A 1,697-nucleotide genomic window follows, 5' to 3' on the forward strand; every position below is an offset into this window, starting at 1 on the left:
ACTTTTTGTCACACTTGAACCTGGTAATTGAAATTTATCTCGCCAGGAATACAAGGTGGATAGGTTTATGTTTTCCTGGGCTGAAAACGTTCTTAATGATAACCCACTTTCAAGCCACTTCTTAACAATGGCTTCTTTAAACTCTTTTGAATAATGCTTCACTCATATTCTCTTACCGCCTCCTATTCAATTATTAAAAATTAACAGAGGCGACAACTATCCTGACACAGGGGGGAACCAGTAAGTCGGTCTTAGCGAGTTGCTGAACGAGTTTCTGGAAGCGGCCATCGCCGTGCGCAATACTCAGTGCTTCAAGTAGGCGTGAAGTTCGGAAGTAGCGTACTGAGAAGCCGTGACGGCAAGCTTGAGTCGAGAGAGTACAAGCCAAGTATGTCTTACCACAGCCCGTTGGGCCCTCGATTAATACGTTGTGATGCTGATGAACCCATTGACTACTCAGTAGACCCGCGAACTGACTTTTTTTCAGACCACGTGGATGCTGGTAGTTAATGTCTTCAGGGTGAGCCTTTATCTTTAACTTGGCAGCCTTCAGTAAACGGGTAATTTTATTGTTGTGTCGGTGCGTACTTTCTCTATCGACTAATAGCGCCAGGCGTTCATCGAAGCTAAGCTCTTCATGTGTTGATGGTTGTGCTAGCTGTTGCTCTAGGCCATCAGCCATGCCGCTAAGTTTTAATGTTCTCAGTGCTTGCAAGGTTTGATTGGTAAACATGTTTTTTCCCTAGTTATTCATATGAGTATTTAGTGGTAGTAGTCTTCACCACGGATGTTTTCATGGTGGTCCAGGCATAACTCTTCCTGAATATGATGCTCCTGAGTTTCAACAACGATCTGATCAAGTCCTTGTTTAAGTATGGATTCAACACTGCTGCGTGTCGGTGAGTTGATCAGTAGTGCGCGTCCGCAAGCCTTGTTGAGTCTCTCTCGTCCATATTTCTTCGCATTACTAAGTAAGGCGAGTATGCGGCGATAACTCTGTTCTTGATGTCGCTTTTCTTGCAGTAGGTGATTCACCACTTCACGAGTTTCAGCGCCTATCTCGTTTGCCCAGCTCAGGAAGCGCTCTAGGCTCCATTCCTGTATAGCTCGGTGCGCTTGCGGCATATGTTCAGCACAAGTGCTGTGCGCACCTTGCCGATAACTACGAGGGTGGCTAGCGACTCGTTGACCTTGGCTATAAACGGAGACGCTTGAGTTACTAGCTTGTACTTCAACAGCCTGTTTCACCAGATTATGGGGAACTGAGTAATAGTGCTTATCGTATTCGACGTGGTAATCGATATGGACTCGCACCTGTTTGATCTCTGCATAATGGTATGGCGTTGTAGGCAATGACCTTAAGGCGGGTTGGTCTAGTTGCTTGAACTGACTTGCCCGGGAACCCGGGAGCTTCTTAAAGGGACGCTGATTCAAGTCGTCCAATAAAAACCGGATTGCTTGGTTTAGTGACGCCAGAGTGAAGAAGGTTTGATGACGCAAGCGTGCCATAATCCAGCGTTCAACGATTTGTACAGCGACTTCTGCTTTGGATTTATCCTTGGGTTTATAGGGGCGCGCTGGAACAACCGCCACTTGATAGTGTTGTGCCAGTTGCTGATAAGCCGGGTTTATATCTGGTTCGTAACGATGTGTTTTGCGCACCGCACTTCTCAAATTATCCGGCACGACTAGTTCAG

The 1,697-nt window shown here is 46.4% G+C and carries 2 protein-coding genes and 1 pseudogene; all 3 read right to left on the reverse strand.

Annotated elements, in window-relative coordinates:
• Window positions 1-162, reverse strand: a 162-nt coding sequence (locus tag A3761_RS29095) for a transposase (RefSeq protein ID WP_156492056.1), incomplete at its 3' end; no start/stop codon positions are given.
• A gap of 31 nt (window positions 163-193) precedes the next feature.
• On the reverse strand, window positions 194-733 hold the full coding sequence (locus tag A3761_RS23085) for an ATP-binding protein (protein ID WP_082870355.1): 540 nt from the start codon (window positions 731-733) through the stop codon (window positions 194-196).
• A 29-nt stretch (window positions 734-762) separates the two neighbouring features.
• Window positions 763-1,697: pseudogene (locus A3761_RS23090) on the reverse strand (IS21 family transposase); the annotation flags it as partial.

This window comes from Oleiphilus sp. HI0123 (assembly GCF_001635315.1).

Bases quoted from the DNA above. Each gene is read 5' to 3' on its own strand.
- A3761_RS23085 (WP_082870355.1), bottom strand. From the start codon at position 733: ATGTTTACCAATCAAACCTTGCAAGCACTGAGAACATTAAAACTTAGC.